The sequence below is a fragment of the Bombella sp. ESL0378 genome (assembly GCF_009725845.1).
Lineage (GTDB): Bacteria > Pseudomonadota > Alphaproteobacteria > Acetobacterales > Acetobacteraceae > Bombella > Bombella pollinis.
In genome coordinates this window covers 170,039-187,942 of record NZ_WNIF01000007.1, presented here as the reverse complement: position 1 = coordinate 187,942, position 17,904 = coordinate 170,039, and the positions used below count along the sequence as shown (strand labels likewise).

Genomic DNA, 17,904 nt, shown 5'->3' with positions numbered 1-17,904 from the left:
AGTTGGGGTGAGGCTGCTTGTGGAATTATGGTGAAAGAGTGGTATTATTTGCCCCTCATTTGTTAGTTCGTTGTAAGGATATGAATGTGATGAAGCTATCCGTTATGGGCCTCTCTATGATGGTGTGTTCTTTAATCGGGGGGAATGCTGCTTTAGCTGCCCCTGCTATTGAGGCAGGTAAGCCCTCCCTAGCTGCCTGTCATAAGGCGTTTAATAATGCTAAGGCCTCTGGGACATTAAACGGGCAGGATTATGTGGCTTTTAAGCAAGCTCATTGTACTGATACGTCTGCGCGCGCCGTTGCGCCAAGTGAGGCCAAAACGCCAGCCGCCGCTCCAGCCCCTGTTGTGAGTGGGGATGTGCTTTTCCCTCAGCGCATCGCGCCTGAGTTCTCCTCCTTATCGGAAGGGAAAGCGCGGATGAAGACCTGCCTCGCCCAATATAATGCCAATAAGAATAATGGCCGTAATGGTGGGTTGAAGTGGATTCAAAAAGGGGGCGGTTATTATTCCGCTTGTAATGCCCGGTTGAAGGGCGCGGCTCGATAAAAGATTGCCCTTTGTGTTAGGGAGAAAGCCCGCTTGCAGAAGCGGGCTTTTTTTACGCCAGTACAGCTCCCGCCCAGCACCACCATGTTTTTGCAACGGGGTGTTGTGTGAGGTGACGGGCTGCCTCTTGGGCAGCGTGAGGAGTATCGAACAACGCAAAGCAGGTCGCACCAGAGCCGCTCATACGGTTAAAACGGACCTGTGGGAGTTGGGCTAGATGTTCCAAAACCGTGGCGATGATGGGTTCCTGAGCGATAGCATGGGGTTGGAGGTCGTTCTCCGTTCCATTTAGGAAGGTGACGAGGGCATCTATCGTAGGCCATCCTTCTGTAGGAAAGGACAAAGCGGCGCGTGCGCGCGGTCCACCCGTTGCAGCGAGTCGTTTAAAGATAGTCGGAGTGGAAACGCTCACGCCGGGATTAACAAGCATGATGCCCATTTTGGGTAAAGCAGGGGCGGTGGTGAGGATTTCGCCAATGCCTTCCATGCGTGTTGCTTTTTGCTGCAAACAGACAGGAACATCCGCTCCCAGGGTTGGGGCAATAGCAACGGTGGCCTCTGATGAGAGGCCCCAATAGCGTGTCAGTAATCGCAAGGCACAAGCGGCGTCGGCAGAGCCACCCCCAATGCCAGAGGCGATGGGGAGGTATTTATCAAGCTGTAAGAGAGCGGCAGGGAGGGCTTCTTTGTCTCCCCCATGATGCGCCCGCAGGGCTGTTGCAGCGCGGAGGACGAGGTTATTGCCATCAGCCTCCAGCCCTTTGGAAAAAGGCCCTTGGAGAATGAGGCTTTCGTTTTTTTGTGATGAAGGGGCCGCGCTGAGGGAAAGTTCATCCCCCGCGCCAGCAAAAATAGCAAGACTATCCAAAAGGTGATACCCATCATCACGGCGGCCCGTTACATGAAGGAAGAGATTGATTTTAGCGTGCGCTGTGTCTTGATGCAGCACCATGGCAGGGCATCCTCATTTTATTAAAGCCGGACAATTTGGTAGGGCCTTGTTACGGTTTATCAGGTCCGGGTGGGTGTTCATCTATGCGTGGTCTATGTAACAGATTAAGCCGCTATAAGCTATGAAGGTGGATGGTTGGGTAGCTGTGTTAGAATCGTATAGATAAAGAGAGTTTTTAGAGTTCCATGGTTGTGTCTTCGTCTTCATCATACCCCGTGCAGGATGTATTAGCGGCTTTGCGTCTGCATCAAGAGTGGGGCGTGGATGAGCTGATAGAGGATGTGCCGTGGGCTATATGGCAAGAGGAGCCCGCCCGCCCCGCGATAGGGAGAGGGGGAGTGGCCCCTTCTTCGTCATCCGCAGAGCGGCTGACAGCCAAGCAGGAAACGCGTAGCCTCCAAGAGGCACAGGCTGCGCTTGCTAAGGCAGAAGACCCCGAGGCGTTATTGCAAGCAGGCCGTCATATACCCGGCGTGACGCTTGCACGGACAGCCAAGCATCATCTCGGGCTTCATCTGGTCAAGGACGCGCCTTTTTTATTGATTGGGGATGTCCCAAATGAGGATGAGGACCGCCATGGCACGCTCTTTGCGGGGGAGATGGGGCGACTATTAGAGCGCATTTTGGCCTCTATTGGGATGAAGCGTGAGCAGCTCTCATGTGTGCCTGCGATTCCGTGGCGGCCACCGGGGGGGCAGCGTGTCTCTCAGCGGGAATTAGAGCTTTGTGTGCCTATTTTGCATCGGGCGATTGCTTTAGCGCAGCCTTCACGCATTGTGACGATGGGGGCAACGCCTGCATGGATGTTGCTACGCCAAGAAGTACGGCTTAGCCAGTTGCGGGGGCGATGGCATGAGGTGATGATTCCCTCTATGGCTGCGCCGATCCCTCTTTTACCGCTCTGGCATCCTGCTCAATTAGGAGATAATGCAGGGCGGCGGCGGCATCTTTGGGCGGATATTCTTTTACTGGAGGAGACTCTTCAGAAAGAGAAGGTAAGGTGAAGATTAGCGAGTCGTTTATATGAATAAAAGATTAACGGCCACATCTAACAAAATGGTAAAGGGAAGTCTCATAAATTGGGGAACTATGCAAAAAGAGAAAGAAATCGCTGGTTTCTTTACTAGTGTATGCCTATCTTGGGGAAGACGCTGGGAGCGTTGGCTTTATTTTCAAGGGTTGTCAGTGAAGAAAAAGCGCGTTACGCCCCGGCATTATGCGATGGATATTTCCAGGTGGGTCTAGCGCAGTAAGATGTGGCGTTCTATTGAGCGTGGCATTGCTGGCTGGTCACACTGTTTTTCCGGCGCAGGGGCAGGGTATGTCTCTTCCGTCCCACGTGCCGGAGCATTTTGAAGGTGAGCGTCATGGCGCATCACCTCACCCTATAGGGGAAGCTTCTTTGCCGCGGCCATTGCCTGCGGCTGTTGCGGAGCGTTATCGGGCCCTCTTTACTGCCGTGCGGGAAGGGGATGTTACGCGTTTAGAGGCATTAAATTACGCCTCTGGCCCAGATAGCACAGCGGAGCGTTTGCTCCTGCCCGATTATCTGGCCGAGCGTTATCTTAGCACTATCTTTCATCCCTCTGTGGCAGAGCTGAGTAGCTGGTTGCAGCATTATGCCTCTTTGCCCGATGCGCCTTTTATCCAACGTAAATTAGATGATATGCGTCGCGGGGGTGATGCTTCCACCACGGCGGATCTACCCAGTGGGTATGATAATGTAGCGGACCTTCATCGGGTGGAGAAAGCCGTACCTTTCTCTCAAACATTGGTGCGTAACAGCCGTTTAGACCGTGCGTTAATGGATGAAGCCTCCCAAGGCGTGGCAGGCGCACAGCGGGCGGTGGCCCAGCTAAAATCTACCCCCGGGATGACAGCATCTTACGCGGCCCAGTTGCATGGCGAGATAGCGATGCAGTTGCTCAGCCAAGGGGAGACGCGTAGCGCATTGCGTATTGGCGCAAATGGTTTGGATGTAGGGCATTATAAAGTCGGGTTCCCTGCTTTTGTCGCTGGGTTAGCGGCATGGCGCGAGGGCTATACCGATGCCGCGTATGATTTGTTTGAAAATGCCGCCAATGCAGAGCAAACCGATGGTGAGATTCAGGCTGCGGCTTCTTTTTGGGCGGGTCGCGTAGCGGAGAGGCAGGGGAAAGCCAACCTTTATCACACATGGTTGCACCGGGCCTCTACACAAAGTGAGAGTTTTTACGGCCTGTTAGCGGGGCGTATGCTGCATGATGACCATACAGCAGAGACAGCTCTCTCGGGTGTATTATCCCATATTGGCTTGGCAGGTGCGGCTCAAACCTCCTTGAGTGAGGTGGATATTAATGTGGTTTCTTCTATGGAGGAGGGGCCGCATTTCTTCGCGTTGCTACAGGTTGGGGAGCAAGGACGGGCAGAAATGCTCGCCCGCCAGATGTGGCAGGATGCCCTTGTGGACCCTGTAAGGGCGCATTCTTTGCAACTTGTTGTGCAAAAAGCAGGGATGTTGGCTTTAGCAGAGCAGATGCAGCATGCTTTAGAGCGGTTGGATCATAATGAGTTAAAAGAAGTGCTCGGCCCCCTCCCAGAGCTGCACCCTTATAATGGCTTTCGTCTTTCTTCGGCTCTTGTTTACGCTGTAGCGCGTATGGAGTCGAACTTTGATGCTTCTGCGGCTTCCTCTGCGGGGGCGTATGGGATGATGCAGGTACGCCCTGTCACGGCGGGGTTGGTGAATGAGCAATATCATCTCCCACAAGCGGTCCCTACCTCTGCGGGGGGGCGGTTTTATCAGGAGATGCAAAGGCGTCTGCGTGAGCCGGGGTATAATTTAGAGGTCGGGCAGCTTTATATGCTCTATCTTGCCCGGAATATCGGGCAAAATGAGCCGAATAATGAAGCGTCCTTACTAAAGGTTTTGGCCTCTTATAATGCAGGCCCGCAAGCCATTAACCGCTGGCAGAGTGGGCAAAGAGGCTTGCAAGACCCGCTTATGTTCATCGAATGCCTCCCCAGCCCGGAGACACGGCGTTATGTGCGGAATGTTTTGACCAATGATTGGGTCTATGGCCGCCGCCTGCACGTAGCGACACCTTCTCTTATAGCCCTTGCGGCGGGTCATTGGCCGAGTTTTAGAGAGGAAGAGGAGGAGCATGACTCGCCGAGTTAGGCGCGGCGTCTATGCAAAGTGAGGTATTTTAAAAAGCCCAGAGAGGAGTTTTGTGCATGACAGTGCAAGGCTTCATCTGGGTTTTTTGTAGAGAAAACCCCCAAAAATCACTCTTTTTATAATATTGCCTTGTGTTGGGTGCTGGGGAGATGGTCAGTTCGTGCATGGGGGGTGGCTTGCCCGTTGGGGCGTCTTTCCTTACATAAAGGTGGTGCGATGCTTCCCTTTTGTTGGGGAAGCAAGCGGATGATAATATGATACCGTGTCTCTCAGGGGGAATTATCCGTCTGTCTGTGGGGTGTCCAGCCGAACAGCGAGTGCTTCAATGTCTCTGAATTCCGTTGTTGAGAGTGTAACGTCCAGAATTATCGAGCGGTCCAAGACGTCCCGCCGTCGTTACCTCACTCTTATGGAGCGTAACCGTGAAAAAGGTGTAGACCGGTCCCGGCTTACATGCGGGAACCTGGCCCATGCCGTTGCTGCCTCCAGTGCTGCTGATAAGCAGGAGCTGGTTTTTGAGCAGCGTGCTAATTTGGGCATTATTACAACTTATAACGATATGCTTTCTGCCCATGAGCCTTATGCTCATTACCCGGAGCAGATGAAGCTTTTTGCACGTGAGGTTGGGGCTACAGCACAGGTTGCTGGTGGGGCCCCGGCGATGTGCGATGGTGTCACGCAAGGCCAAGAGGGGATGGACCTCTCCCTTTTCTCGCGTGATGTAATTGCACAATCTACCGCCGTAGGGCTGAGCCATGGTATGTATGATGCTGTAGCTCTGCTTGGTATTTGTGATAAAATTGTTCCTGGCTTGTTGATGGGTGCGCTGCGCTTTGGTCATCTACCGGGCATGTTGATCCCCTCTGGCCCGATGATCTCTGGCCTGCCGAACAAGGAAAAAGTCCGGGTTCGTCAGCTTTATGTTCAAGGGAAAATTGGCAAAGATGAGCTGATGAAGGCCGAGATGGCCTCTTATCATGCTGAGGGGACCTGTACCTTCTACGGGACAGCCAATACCAACCAGATGATGGCCGAGTTCCTTGGGCTTATGATGCCGGATTCGTCCTTCATCCCTGTTGATACGCCACTGCGTCAGGCTGTGACCCGTGCCGGGGTCCATCGTTTGGTGGAGATTAGTACAAAGGGTAAGACCCCACGCCCAATGGCCGAGGTCGTCAATGAGAAGGCCATCGTGAACGCCATTGTTGGTCTGATGGCTACAGGTGGGTCCACCAACCATACGATCCACATCCCCGCCGTGGCGCGTGCTGCGGGTATTATCGTTAATTGGGAAGACTTCTCCGACCTTTCTGCTGCGGTGCCAACCTTGTGTAAGGTGTATCCAAGCGGTCCTTCCGATGTGAACAAGTTTAACGAGGTTGGCGGTTTGCCGACTGTCATTGCTGAACTAGCCGATGCTGGCTTGATCCATCGTGATATTCCCACTGTCTCTGAGAATGGGTTGGAGGATTACGCCAAACGCGCTCTGCTAGGCAATGACAAGAATGTTGTTTACACCCCTGCCAAGCTATCCAGCGATGTTGAGATTCTTCGCGGTGTGAAGGACCCATTCCACCCAGTTGGGGGGATTCAGTTGCTTCAGGGTAATCTGGGTCGCGGCGTGTATAAATCCAGTGCTGTGGCGGATAACCTGCTGACCATTGAGGCCCCGGCCCGCGTCTTTAACTCCCAAACGGCGGTGAAGGAAGCGCAAAAGGCTGGTGAGTTGCATCGGGATGTTGTGGTTGTGGTGATTGGCCAAGGCCCGCGCGGCAATGGCATGCCAGAGCTGCATAACTTGATCCCCTCCCTCGGTGTGGAGCTGGACCAAGGCTTTAAGGTGGCATTGGTTACAGATGGCCGTCTCTCTGGTGCGAGTGGTAAGGTCCCCGCTGTGGTGCATGTTGGGCCGGAGGCGCAGGTTGGCGGCCCGCTGGCTAAGGTGCGCGATGGCGATATGATCCGCGTTTGTGCCCGTACAGGGCAGTTGGAAGCTCTGGTGGATGAGAAGGAATGGAACGCACGTACGCCGACCAAACCGCATCGCGCCACAGCTGGCACAGGGCGCGAGCTGTTTGCCCTCATGCGTGAGGTGGCACCGTCCGCCGAGCAGGGGGCTTCGCCGATGCAGTTCATGATGGATCGTGAGCTGGATGAAATCGGTGATGATGTTGAGAAAGGAACCGAGGTATGAGCTACATCAAAAGACTGGATGCGGTAATGGACCGCAGCCCGATTATGCCTGTTCTGGTTGTTGAGGATGTGGCTACGGCCCGTCCGATTGCTGAGGCCTTGGTCGCTGGTGGCATCTCCACCCTTGAGGTGACATTGCGTACACCAGCTGCTTTGGAGGTCATCTCTGAGATGTCCAAAGTGGAAGGGGCATTGGTCGGTGCTGGTACGGTGCTGAACCCTAAGCAGATGGACCAGGCTATGAAGGCTGGTGCAAAGTTCATGGTCAGCCCCGGCATCACACCGGCTTTGGTGAAGGAAGCGTTGGACCGTGACGTACCGTACCTCCCCGGTACAGCTAATGCTAGCGACATCATGATGGGTTTGGACCTAGGGCTACGCCGCTTTAAGTTCTTCCCTGCTATGACTAATGGCGGCATCCCGGCATTAAAGGGGCTTTCCGCTGTGTTTGGTAGCTTGGGCGTGCGCTTCTGTCCTACAGGGGGCATTACCGAGGCTACATATAAGGACTGGTTGGCCCTGCCGACAGTCGCTTGCGTTGGTGGCTCTTGGTTGACCGCTGGCAATGCTTCCGCTGAGGAAGTAGCGAAGCGGACAAAGGCTTTGGGCTTGCGCTAAGCTTTAATCCTTCTCGTCTGAGACGTTAAGGCAAAGCGGGACCATACGGCTTATGGCTGTGTGGTCCCGTTTTTTATGGGAAAAGCTTGTTGTTTTTAAGTAACAGACTGGTCGGATAATTTCAAAAACATTAGGCTCTTTATTAAGTGATATGCCAATCTCTGATAGAGGTTTGACCTCTTGGTCAGGAGGATTGGTTGCAGGCTATTCGTGCCCATATGACATCTATCATCGGTCTCGCTGGCGTTTTGCTGGTAGCGGTGATGACAACGTTAAATGAGCAAGTCTCCCTCCAAGGTCTTGGTGATATTATGGGGGGGATGGGCCTTAGCCGGGACCCGTCCCGGTGGTTTGTTAGCCTCTATACCTCCGCACAGGTGATTGGGGCAGGGCTCTCCCCATGGATGGCTATTACGTTTAGCTTGCGCCGTTGGGCTTTGTTTGTGCTGGCCCTTGCTTTAAGCAGCATTGTGCCGATGACTTTTTGCACGATGCCCATAGCCGTTTATAGTTTGCGCAGCGTGCAGGGTTTGGCTGGTGGATTTGCCATCCCTTTGCTGATGTTCTCCATCTTGCGGATTCTGCCTTTTCATCTGCGGGCTTATGGGCTGGTGGCTTATACGCTTGTCTCCACCTGTTTTCCTTATCTCGGTACGGCTTTGGCCGGGATATGGACGGATTTTTTCAGTTGGCGGTTTATTTTCTTGCAAGCTATCCCGCTAGGCGCGTTAGCGGGGGCATGTATTTGGTATGGTATGCCTGTTACGGAGCCACAACATCATCGCTTAAAGCGGTTTAATGGTTATGGCTTGCTATTTTTCGTTATGGCCGCTTGGTGCCTAACAACGGTGCTGTCCCTTGGTGATTGGCTGGACTGGTTCAATTCATCCCTTATTTGCGTCTTGAGTGTGATTGGTGTCGCAGCCATCCCCCTTTTGGTGTGGAATGAATGGCGGCACCCTTTGCCTTTTTTTCGCTTTCAACTTCTCAGTCGGAATAATTATTTCTACGGGGTAGGGGGGATTAGCCTCTTTGTGGTGATTTCACTCTCTGCCTCGGCTGTGCCTTTGCAGTTTCTGACAAAGATAGTGGGCTACCGGCCGGAGCAAAGCTATCTCATCACCTTAGAAGTCGCAGCGGTGGAGATATTGGTCGCGCCTTTTGTGGGGTATTTGCTCAATAGGCGGGAGGTGGATTGTCGCATCATCGGCTTTAGCGGCATGGTTTGCATGTTCATCGCCTGTTGTGGGGATTCCCTCGTTACCTCCGTATGGCAACGGCCGGAGTTTTATCTCTGGCAGTTTTTGCAAGGCATAGGCGGGGTGATGGTGTTGGCCTCCCTGTTGATGATGTCCACCAATGCCGTTGTGGCAGAAGAATCACCTTTTGCCGTTGCGTTGGTGAATATGCCGCGTGCCTTCATGATGGTGGGGGGCACATGGTTGGTGGATTTAGTGACGCGGTGGCGCGGTGGCCTGCATGAGGGCCGCTTGGCAGACCGCTTGGGCCAATATCGATACGCGCTTGTGCAAGGTAGTAGCCCTTTATTGCAAAGCCCTACGCCTTTTTTACCAGATGGAACACCGCGTTATCGCGGGAGTATGGCGTATCTTAAACAGCAATTTCATCATCAAGCCACTGTGCTGACGTTATCGGATTTATTCTGCGTTTTGGCAGCATTGTTAGTGGTGTTGATGGTCTTTATCCTCATTGTGCCTGTGCGAACTTATCCACCATGGGTTGTATTTGCACCACGAGTTGTGACATCGCCAGAGCAGCCAGAGGCCCAGCGTGGGGAAGGGGTGGAAGAAGAATGACACAACAAGCAGCAGAACATCATAGCCATAAGCAGCAAGGGCGTTTTTTGGGGCAACGCTGGCCGGTCTGGTTAGCGGGGGGGATTCTGGCTCTTTTTGTGGGTGTGATTCTGGCGATTGTGTTCATCCCTGCTGCACGCGTATGGACGAATGATGCGTATGTGACGGCACATTATAGCGTTATCGCCCCGCGTGTACCGGGGCAGGTTGTGGCTGTGGCAGTGGATGATAACCAGAGTGTTCATGCAGGGGATGTGCTGGTCCAGCTCGACCCACGTGATTATCAAACTACATTAGACCAAGCCCGCGCGACCGAGGCGCATGACCGTGCGGTGGTGTTGGATGCTGCTGCTACTGTAGAGCGTCAACCCGCTTTGATTGCCGAGGCTCAAGCGCATGTGGCGCAATTAACCGCGCAGTTGATTTTCGCCCGGCAGAATGCAACTCGTTATGCCCATTTGGCGCGTAATGGTGCGGGGAGCCGCGAGGAGGGCGAGCGCACACGGGCAAGTTTGGATGAGCTGGCAGCGTCCCTTCAAGCCGCGCAAGCGCAATATGCCGCAGCCCAAGCGCAGCTACGTGTGTTGGAGGCTGTGCAGGATTCAGCACGCCGCCAAGTGGAGGTGGACCATGCACGGGTGCATCAAGCAGAGTTGAACCTCTCTTACACCACCATTCGTGCGCCTTTTGATGGCATGGTTGGGGAACGCACCGTTCAGGTGGGAAATTACGTTCCCAATGGGGCGGCGTTGATGGCCCTTGTGCCGATGGACCAACTTTGGATTGAGGCAAATTATCGGGAGTTAGCCCTCCAGCATATGCGCCCCGGCCAGAAGGCCCGCATCCATGTTGATGCTTATGATATTGACCTTGAGGGCGTCGTGGATAGTGTCCCGCCTGCCTCTGGAGCGGCTTTTGCGCCTTTGGCACCAGAAAATGCTACGGGTAATTTTACAAAGATTGTCCAACGTCTGCCGGTGAAAATTACCCTTCTTCCCGGTCAGCCTCATGCACGGCTATTGCGGATGGGGCTTTCGGTCGAGACAACGGTGGAGACGCATTTAGCCAATATTGTGCAGGCTCAAAAGCGGCTTGACCGTGGGGTGACAGATAAATGAGGCAGCGTAGTTTTTGGCTTTTAATAGGCCTATTAGGGCTGGGTGGGTGCATCCGTGTGGGGGCGGATTATAAAACCCCAAAAGAGACGGATCAACCTAGTGGCTGGGAGAAAGCGGCTGATGTGCATGAGGCACGGACGCGCGGTTTTATTCATGCAGGGGATGTGGATACGACATGGTGGCAGCAATGGCACGACCCTGTTTTAAATAAATTGGTCGAACGGCTTGCACGCGATAATTTGGATATTCGGCAAGCGGCCACGCGGGTGCTTCAAGCTCGTGGGGAGCTTAAAGTAGTCGCCTCGGAAGGGGTGCCGAGCCTAAATTGGGCAGGCTCTTATACATGGACGCAGCAGAGCACCCACGGCTTTCTCACTCTCGCTCAGCCTGCACCGGGGGCGAATTTGCAATATCAGCAATATGCCAATGTTGGTTCAGCCTCGTGGGATATGGATTTATTTGGCCGTATTCGCCGCCTTGTAGAGGCAGGTAAAGCCCGCGTGGTGGAGCAGCAAGCCTATGCGCGTGGGGTGGCGTTGGGACGGCTGGCCGACCTCGTGGAGGCTTATTTGCGCCTTCGTGCTGTGCAGGCACAGATTCACCTTACAGAGCAACATCAAGCCCTTGTGCGGCACGACCTTGCCCTTGTGTTAGCACGGCAGACAGAAGGAGCCGCGAATGACTTGGAGGTCGCGCAGGCGCGTGGGCAGGTGGAGCAAACCGATAGTGCTTTACCCCCTTTACGGGAGATGCAAGCGGCATTGATTAACACGATTGGCGTGATGCTTGCTTTGCCGCCTCGTGCGTTGGAGGGGGAGTTACTGCCTATACGTCCGCAGCTGGACCTCCCTGTTTCGGTCGGGGTTGGGGTGCCATCCAGCCTCGCCCAACGGAGGCCGGATATTATGATGGCTGATGCACGGCTCCATGCCGCTACAGCAGAGGTGGGGGCAGCAAAAGCGGCCTTTTATCCTGATATTAATCTAGCGGGTAATTTAGGAACACAAAGCCTCTCTGCGGGGGATTTCTTCATGCCGGGGGCGAAATATTTTACCCTTGGCCCTACTGTCAATGTACCGATTTTTGAGGGGGGACGTTTACGCGGCACCTTGGCTTTGCGTAAGGCGGAGCAGCAGGAGATAGCCCTTGCTTATCGGCAAACAGTCTTAGAGGCATGGCGGGATGTTGATGATGCAATTACCCGTATGGCGCAACTCCAGCTACGGTATCAGCATATCATGGAGCTTGTTCGTCAGAATCGTAAAGCCTATGAGGCAGCACGGCTGCAATATCGGGATGGTGCGGTGCCTTTCTTAGAGGTGGACCGCGCGGAATCCATGTTGCTTTCCAGCCAAGTGGTGGAGGCAGAACTCCATATGCAAACAGCGTTAGCCGCTGTGGGCCTCTATCGTGCTTTGGGTGGTGGATGGCAAACGATGATGGCGACAACAGAGCAGCGCATGATAGGTAATCATGCGCATGAGAGCCAGATTGAACATCAAGAATAACCCTTAAAGAGGCTTTTTAGCGCGGATGGTTCTGAATCTATCTTGCACAGGAGGGAGGGGGGCGATATGCCAAAACCATGACTGATACACGCTTCTCCCCTCGTCGTGCCCTTCTTTCTGTCTCCGATAAGACTGGGTTGGTTGAACTCGCTCATGCCCTCATCGCAAAGGGGGTGGAAATCCTCTCGACAGGAGGGTCCGCTCGCACATTGCGCGATGCTGGCCTGCCGGTGAAGGAGGTCTCCGACCATACAGGCTTCCCCGAGATTTTGGATGGCCGTGTTAAGACGCTCGTACCGTGGATTCATGGTGGTATTCTTGGCCGCCGGGATAAGGCAGAGCATCAAGCGCAAATGCAGGAACATGGGATTGCCCCGATTGATTTGGTTTGTGTCAATCTTTACCCATTTGCAGCGACTGTCGCTTCCGGCGCGGATGAAGAACAATGTGTCGAGAATATTGATATTGGCGGCCCGGCTATGGTGCGCGCGGCGGCGAAGAACTTTGCCTCTGTAGCGATTTTAACAAGCCCAACCCAATATGAAGCGTTTTTAAACGCCCTAGCGCAAGGGGGGACAACCCTAGCAGAACGCCGGGCATGGGCTGCTGCGGCTTATACCCATACAGCAGCATATGATGGGATGATTGCTGCATGGTTCACCCAGCAGGATGATGAGGCGAGCAAAATAAATGGCGTGAGCTTACCGCCTGTTCTTACCCTCTCTGGCCAGCGTGATACGCTTTTGCGTTACGGTGAGAATCCTCATCAAGCAGCAGCGTTTTATCGGGATGGTAGTACGCGGCCGGGTCTTGCTACAGCACGGCAGATTCAGGGGAAGGCTCTAAGCTATAATAACCTGAATGATACTGATGCCGCTTTTGAGGCTGTAGCAGAGTTTGAAGCCCCTACAGTGGTGATTGTGAAGCATGCAAACCCTTGCGGTGTTGCGTCCGCTGGGAGCGTTGCGGAGGCATGGAAGGCCGCCTTACGCTGTGACCCAGTCTCTGCCTTTGGGGGGATTGTCGCGTTGAACCGGACGCTAGATGAAGCAACAGCGGAGCAGATTAGTGCCATCTTTACCGAGGTGATTGTCGCCCCAGATGCAGAGGAAGGGGCAAAGGCTATTCTTGCGAAGAAGAAGAATCTTCGTCTCTTGCTGACAGGTGGCGTGCCAGAGGCACAAGCACCGGGGCTGTCCTTCCGCTCGGTTTCGGGTGGGTTCTTAGCTCAGAGCCGGGATAATGGTCATGTTACGGAGGATATGCTGAAGGTCGTCACCAAGCGTCAGCCAAGCAAGGCGGAGATGGCGGACCTCCTTTTTGCCTTCCGCGTTGCCAAACATGTGAAGTCTAATGCCGTGATTTATGTGAAGGATCAGGCTACGGTTGGCATTGGTGCGGGGCAGATGTCCCGTGTGGATAGTGCGCGTATTGCAGCGCGTAAAAGTGAGGATGCCGCACACGCTGCGGGGGAGACTGATGCTTTGACAAAAGGCTCTGTTGCTGCTTCTGATGCCTTCTTCCCCTTTGCTGATGGGCTAGAGAGTGTGGTAGCAGCCGGGGCTACGGCAGTGATTCAGCCTGGTGGTTCCATCCGTGACCAAGAGGTGATTGATGCTGCTGATAAAGCAGGGATTGCGATGGTCTTTACGGGTATGCGGCATTTTAGGCACTAAGGAGCATGTGATGATCGCTCGTTTTTCTGCATTTTTTGTCATCATGATGGGCTTACTCGGCATGATGCCGGCTTTCGCCCATGCTGCGGAATGTCAGTATGATGTGCGGCCCTTGCCTGTTTTTACAGGGACAGTAAGCCGCATTACGGGCGATGGCGTGCTTTTTACCGATGGGCGTACAGTCGTCATGCCGGAATCTCTTTTGCCGTTTGTACGGCTGGATAAAGAGGTGAAGTTGCATGGTTTGCTCAGTCTTGATGGGCATAAGATTTGGATGCTGGCCCTTTATGACAAAGAGCAGCTTATTTGCCCATCCGCGTTGGATGTCCGCAAAGGGGCTTATCCCGGCTCCCCTGCTTATGATGTCATTGAGCATAAGAGTGGTGAATCCCCCTGAGTGCCTCTATGAATATTGCCTTTGTCGCAGCGGGGACGGACGCCGCGCAGGAAGCCCTCACGCGCTTTACGGAGCGTTATGGCAATGTCCCGTTAGAGCAAGCTGAAGTCCTTGTCTGCTTAGGCGGCGATGGCTTTATGCTGGAGACATTATTGCAAATTATTGGGCGTAATATCCCTGTCTTTGGTATGAATTACGGGACGGTTGGTTTTTTGATGAACCATCCAGAGGAGGATCAGCTCCCCCAACGTCTAGCTTATGCCCAACATACGGAGATTGCCCCGCTGCATATGTGGGCGCGCACCACAGCGGGTGAGATGTATGAGGGTGTCGGCTTTAATGATGTGTTCCTTTACCGCGAGACACGCCAGACGGTTCATATCGGTATAGAGGTTGATGGCCGCGTGCGGATGCCGCGCCTAACTTGTGATGGCGTTATTCTGGCTACTCCAGCGGGATCAACTGCTTATAATCGTTCTGCTCATGGGCCGATTATTCCTTTAGGGGCGGAGCTTTTATCCCTTACACCAATATCGCCTTTTCAGCCGCGCCATTGGCGGGGGGCGTTATTGCCAGCGGATGTAACTGTACGCTTCACTTTGGCAGATACCAAAAAACGCCCCGCCTCTGCCGTTGCCGGGCCAGAGGAAATACGCGATGTGGAGGAGGTTATTGTCCGGTTAGACCAAGAGAAGAAAGTTACTCTACTGTTCGACCCTGACCATAGCCTATCGGAACGGATTATTGCTGAACAATTTGCTGAATAAATTGTACATAATCAAGAATAATGTTGTGAGATTTTATTTAATGGATAGTTTCTAATGGCAGGACTCGTTATAGTTATTCAATATGTCCTGTTTAGGTAATGATTCCGTTGGAGAGATAAGATGCGTGGAACAATTCTGAATTATGATATTCGCATTGGTGAAGGGCTGATTAGCGGTGATGATGGCAAGCGTTATACGTTTAAGGGAAGCAGCTTTGGCTCTGACAATGTTTTTTTAAAAAACGGAGTCGCTGTGGATTTTGAAGTAGAGAATGATGAGGCACTCTCTATTTTTGTCGTACCAGGAACAGGCCAGATATCAACGAGTGATATTTTCGAGGGGATGAGCGGTAAGTCTAAAATGGTTGTCGGGCTTCTTGCTCTCTTTGCGGGTGGGTTTGGTGTCCATAAGTTCTATTTAGGTTATAAACGAGCAGGCATTATTATGCTTTTGGTGACTATTTTTGGGCTTATCTTGCTAGGGATTCCAAGTATTATTATTGGGATTATTGCCTTTGTTGAAGGGATTATTTACCTCACAAGGTCTGATGAGGGTTTTTATCGAACATATGTGCAAAATCGCCGGGAGTGGTTTTAACCCTATCGGCTGTGGAGAGATGAAAATAGAAAGCCCGGCAGGCCTTCCCCTGCCGGGCTTTGCTGTAAGGACTTTACGATGAGACCTGTTCAATATGCAGGGGTCAGGAGGGGCTTACCGCTGAAATAGGCGTGCAAATTATCAATGATATTTTGCCCCATTGCTAAGCGTGTCTCTATCGTTGCGGAACCTTGATGGGGTTGGAGGACGACATTCTCCAGCGCGAAAAAGGCCGGATTAATCTTCGGCTCATTCTGAAAGACATCCAGCCCCGCCCCGGCAATGGTTTTGTTTTGGAGGGCAGTGAGCAGGGCATCTTCATCTACTACGCTACCGCGAGCTGTATTGATGAGGACGCCGTCCTTGCCGAGGGCTTCAAGAATCTCCGCATTAATCAACCCTTTTGTTTGGGCTGTTGCGGGGAGGGTTAGCACCAAAACATCTGCCCAATGGGCAAGAGCTTTTAAATCTGGCTCAAAAGCTAGTGGACTATTGGCATGGTGATGGCCACTAAAATAGGCGACCTCCATAGCACTGGCCTGCGCGCGTTGCGCTACTGCTTGGCCAATACGGCCAAACCCGGCAATCCCTAATTTCCGCCCTTTTAGGGAATGGGCGAGGGGTGGCAATGTCCCATCAGCCCATGTGCTTTTGCGTAAAAACGTCTCATTGGATCTTAGATTACGCTTGAGCGCGAGTAGAAGCAGCATGGCCATATCGGCTACATCATCGGTGGAGATGTCAGTTGTGACAGTGACGCGGATAGCGCGCTTTTTGGCCTCTGTCAGGTCGATGCGGTCTAACCCCACACCATTAACAGCGATGATTTCGAGATTAGGTAAGGCGGCCATGATCTCTGGGGCAACGCCGTAGGAGCCGCCTGTAGCAACTGCCCGAATGGTAGGTGCAACCTCTTTAAGAGCGTCTAACGTGCTGAATTGTAGAAGCGTGAAGTCCTTTGCGAGGGCCTCCATCGTAGGGGCGGGGAGGGGTTCTAAAAGCAGGAGGGGTTGTTTTGGGGACATGATGAAGGACCTTTCAGAGAGAGGAAGACTCTAAATAACGTGCTGCAAGAGCTTTGCAGCCAGCTTCCACATCGTGCCATGTGGTCTCAAAACCGGCTTCAGAGCCATAATAAGGGTCGGCTACATCGCGCCGTGTTTCATGAGGGATATGCTCTAATAAAAGGCTGAGTTTCGCTTTGCTTTGGGCAGGCTGCATCTTTTGCAAGGCGGCTAGATGGGAGCGGTCTAAAGCAATGATGTGGTCGAATCGTTCAAAATCTTCTTTACGGACTTGGCGGGCGCGGAGGGGGTCGGCATTCAACCCATGGCGGCGCGCTGTAGCGCGGGCGCGTGGGTCTGGTCGGTCGCCTTCATGCCAATTCCCCGTCCCTGCGGAGTCGATATCTGCTATGAGGCCGCGTTGTTCAATTTCGCGCCGCATAGCGAGTTCTGCCAAGGGAGAGCGGCAAATATTGCCGGTGCAAACAAATAAGAAGGAAGGCGCAGAGGAGAGGCAGCTCATGAATGGGTCATCCAAATAAAAAAGGCTAAGCTGAATATGGCACTTACCGTGCCGAAAAAAAGGACCGAGGCAATTTCGCGCTCCATTATGTGATAACGCATGGCGAGAATGACATTGATAGCCGCACTCGGCATCGCCATAGCAAGAACGCCTTCTTGCATGGTGAGAGTAGGGAGATGCCCAGCAAAGGCTAAAGCGCATACCCCAAGAGGGATGAGAAAATTACGCCCTAAAACCATTAATCCTACAGAGAGGCTAAGGCGGACTTGCCGGGCGTATAATACTACGCCGGAGGCAAAGAGGGCCGTTCCCCCCGTGGCATGGCCGAGTAGTTGGAAGGCATGTGTGAGTGAAACGGGAAGGCCAATACCAAGCAATACGAGCAAAAAGGCCAGCATTGGGGCCCAGACAACAGGCTCTTTGCAGGAATGGAGGAGATGCCCGCCCAGTTCGCGCATGGTGGTGTGCCAGCTATAAGGCCCTTCATGCTGACATTGTTGGCGTTGCTGGTCATGATTCATCAAAATGAGGGTCAGGGGGATTTGGCAGAGATTCATTACCAATGAGCCAACGGAGATTGGCACGGCACTGCTAGGGCCAAAGAGCTGCCCTAAAACGGGAATCCCAATAAAGGGGACAGAAGGGCCGGTGATTGTCATGGCGATGAGGGCTGCTTCGCTTTGTCTGCGCTTCATCACCCAACGGAGAAGGCAGAAAAGAACAACATAGACACCAAGCATCGCCATAAGAATGAGCCCCGCTAAAGGCCCAGCGGAGAGAATATGTGCGCGTGGTGTGCTGAGGATGGAGGTAAAAAGAGCCAGCGGCAGGGCATAAAGCATCACGAGGCGGATTAAGATGCTTGCCTGTTGGGAGTCAAAATCCCGCCGCCAAGCCGCCACATAACCCAGTCCTAATGTAATTAATATGGGCAGGATAGCATTTATAATTGTCAGGAAAAGGGCTGTTGTCATAGCGGCCATCAATCCTGCCGTGGGAGTGGAAAGATTAGCCTATGATGTTTTC

The 17,904-nt window shown here is 53.2% G+C and carries 16 protein-coding genes; 12 read left to right on the top strand and 4 right to left on the bottom strand.

The window, feature by feature from the left end; genetic code table 11:
• Positions 1-89 precede the first annotated feature (89 nt).
• Positions 90-548 carry a hypothetical protein gene (locus GM556_RS06055; protein WP_196424782.1) on the top strand — a complete coding sequence of 153 codons (459 nt, stop codon included), beginning with the start codon at positions 90-92 and terminating at the stop codon, positions 546-548.
• A 52-nt stretch (positions 549-600) separates the two neighbouring features.
• Here GM556_RS06055 and GM556_RS06050 read toward each other — a convergent pair whose 3' ends face one another.
• Positions 601-1,500: a 4-(cytidine 5'-diphospho)-2-C-methyl-D-erythritol kinase gene (locus tag GM556_RS06050; RefSeq protein WP_155579569.1), complete on the bottom strand. Its 900-nt coding sequence runs from the start codon at positions 1,498-1,500 to the stop codon at positions 601-603.
• A 185-nt stretch (positions 1,501-1,685) separates the two neighbouring features.
• On the opposite strand from GM556_RS06050, the gene GM556_RS06045 reads away from it, so the two are divergent.
• The 11 genes from GM556_RS06045 to GM556_RS05995 all read left to right on the top strand — a co-directional run bounded on the left by GM556_RS06045 (position 1,686) and on the right by GM556_RS05995 (position 15,351).
• Positions 1,686-2,504 (top strand): uracil-DNA glycosylase, encoded by an 819-nt coding sequence (locus GM556_RS06045; protein ID WP_155579568.1) that lies wholly within the window; start codon positions 1,686-1,688, stop codon positions 2,502-2,504.
• 317 nt (positions 2,505-2,821) lie between these two features.
• Positions 2,822-4,660: a transglycosylase SLT domain-containing protein gene (locus GM556_RS06040; RefSeq protein ID WP_196424778.1), complete on the top strand. Its 1,839-nt coding sequence runs from the start codon at positions 2,822-2,824 to the stop codon at positions 4,658-4,660.
• 325 nt (positions 4,661-4,985) lie between these two features.
• Complete coding sequence (gene edd, locus GM556_RS06035) at positions 4,986-6,854, top strand: phosphogluconate dehydratase (RefSeq protein WP_155579566.1); 1,869 nt, start codon at positions 4,986-4,988, stop codon at positions 6,852-6,854.
• Positions 6,851-7,471 (top strand): bifunctional 4-hydroxy-2-oxoglutarate aldolase/2-dehydro-3-deoxy-phosphogluconate aldolase, encoded by a 621-nt coding sequence (eda, locus tag GM556_RS06030; protein WP_155579565.1) that lies wholly within the window; start codon positions 6,851-6,853, stop codon positions 7,469-7,471. Before edd ends, eda begins: the two co-directional genes overlap by 4 nt.
• A 197-nt stretch (positions 7,472-7,668) precedes the next feature.
• On the top strand, positions 7,669-9,288 hold the full coding sequence (locus tag GM556_RS06025; RefSeq protein ID WP_230873308.1) for an MFS transporter: 1,620 nt from the start codon (positions 7,669-7,671) through the stop codon (positions 9,286-9,288).
• On the top strand, positions 9,285-10,406 hold the full coding sequence (locus tag GM556_RS06020; RefSeq protein WP_155579564.1) for an HlyD family secretion protein: 1,122 nt from the start codon (positions 9,285-9,287) through the stop codon (positions 10,404-10,406). The genes GM556_RS06025 and GM556_RS06020 overlap by 4 nt, the downstream gene beginning before the upstream one ends.
• Entirely contained in the window at positions 10,403-11,914 is a 1,512-nt protein-coding gene (locus GM556_RS06015; RefSeq protein ID WP_155579563.1) for an efflux transporter outer membrane subunit, read from the top strand. Before GM556_RS06020 ends, GM556_RS06015 begins: the two co-directional genes overlap by 4 nt.
• A gap of 77 nt (positions 11,915-11,991) precedes the next feature.
• Positions 11,992-13,590, top strand: coding sequence for a bifunctional phosphoribosylaminoimidazolecarboxamide formyltransferase/IMP cyclohydrolase (purH, locus tag GM556_RS06010; protein ID WP_155579562.1), 1,599 nt, complete (start codon positions 11,992-11,994; stop codon positions 13,588-13,590).
• A 10-nt stretch (positions 13,591-13,600) separates the two neighbouring features.
• Positions 13,601-13,987, top strand: a complete 387-nt coding sequence (locus GM556_RS06005) for a hypothetical protein (protein ID WP_155579561.1) — start codon at positions 13,601-13,603, stop codon at positions 13,985-13,987.
• Positions 13,988-13,995: 8 nt separating this feature from the next.
• On the top strand, positions 13,996-14,754 hold the full coding sequence (locus tag GM556_RS06000) for an NAD kinase (RefSeq protein WP_155579560.1): 759 nt from the start codon (positions 13,996-13,998) through the stop codon (positions 14,752-14,754).
• 120 nt (positions 14,755-14,874) lie between these two features.
• Positions 14,875-15,351, top strand: coding sequence for a TM2 domain-containing protein (locus GM556_RS05995; RefSeq protein WP_155579559.1), 477 nt, complete (start codon positions 14,875-14,877; stop codon positions 15,349-15,351).
• Between the two features lie 89 nt (positions 15,352-15,440).
• On the opposite strand, the gene GM556_RS05990 is transcribed toward GM556_RS05995, so the two are convergent.
• From GM556_RS05990 to GM556_RS05980, 3 genes are read right to left on the bottom strand one after another with little or no spacing between them, the layout of a single operon-like run.
• Positions 15,441-16,376, bottom strand: coding sequence for a 2-hydroxyacid dehydrogenase (locus tag GM556_RS05990; protein WP_155579558.1), 936 nt, complete (start codon positions 16,374-16,376; stop codon positions 15,441-15,443).
• 13 nt (positions 16,377-16,389) lie between these two features.
• The gene (locus GM556_RS05985; protein ID WP_155579557.1) at positions 16,390-16,878 is read right to left on the bottom strand and encodes a low molecular weight protein-tyrosine-phosphatase; all 489 of its coding nucleotides are present in this window, start codon (positions 16,876-16,878) and stop codon (positions 16,390-16,392) included.
• Positions 16,875-17,852 carry an AEC family transporter gene (locus GM556_RS05980; protein WP_155579556.1) on the bottom strand — a complete coding sequence of 326 codons (978 nt, stop codon included), beginning with the start codon at positions 17,850-17,852 and terminating at the stop codon, positions 16,875-16,877. The genes GM556_RS05985 and GM556_RS05980 overlap by 4 nt, the downstream gene beginning before the upstream one ends.
• Positions 17,853-17,904: the final 52 nt, after the last annotated feature.